The sequence below is a fragment of the Pseudomonas sp. LFS044 genome, from assembly GCF_047978245.1.
In the GTDB taxonomy this organism is placed as follows: domain Bacteria; phylum Pseudomonadota; class Gammaproteobacteria; order Pseudomonadales; family Pseudomonadaceae; genus Aquipseudomonas.
Genome location: NZ_JBFPFX010000076.1, coordinates 1 through 365, shown reverse-complemented (window position 1 = coordinate 365; position 365 = coordinate 1). Strand labels below are relative to the sequence as shown.

1 pseudogene is annotated in these 365 nt (G+C 60.8%); it reads right to left on the bottom strand.

The features are described 5' to 3' along the window. Positions 1 to 365: pseudogene (locus tag ACNQPL_RS26675) on the bottom strand (sugar-binding protein); the annotation flags it as partial.

The following is a 365-nucleotide window of genomic DNA, read 5'->3' as shown; positions in this document are numbered from 1 at the left end:
GAAGTCCAGCCGGTTGGCTGCCGGGTCGTAGCGGAACTCTTCGCTGCCTACGAGGGAGCCGGTATCGCGGCTATGCAACTGGCCGTTGGCTTCGTATTCGTACTTGATCTCACCGCGCAGCTTGTCCAGCGTGCGCACCAATTCGCCCGCCGGATCGTATTGGTAGCGACGGTGAATCGGGTTGTAGGCATGCTCCACCAGCAACGAGGTGTTGATACCGGTGTTGTGCACCTGCGACAGCTTTTCTGCCGGCGGGGTCGATGCAAACTGCCAGGCCTTGCGTCCCATCGCATCGTAACCAAAGCAACTGGTGAGCTTGCCCTGGGTGCGGAACACCTCCCGGTGCAGGTCATCGCGCTCCATGT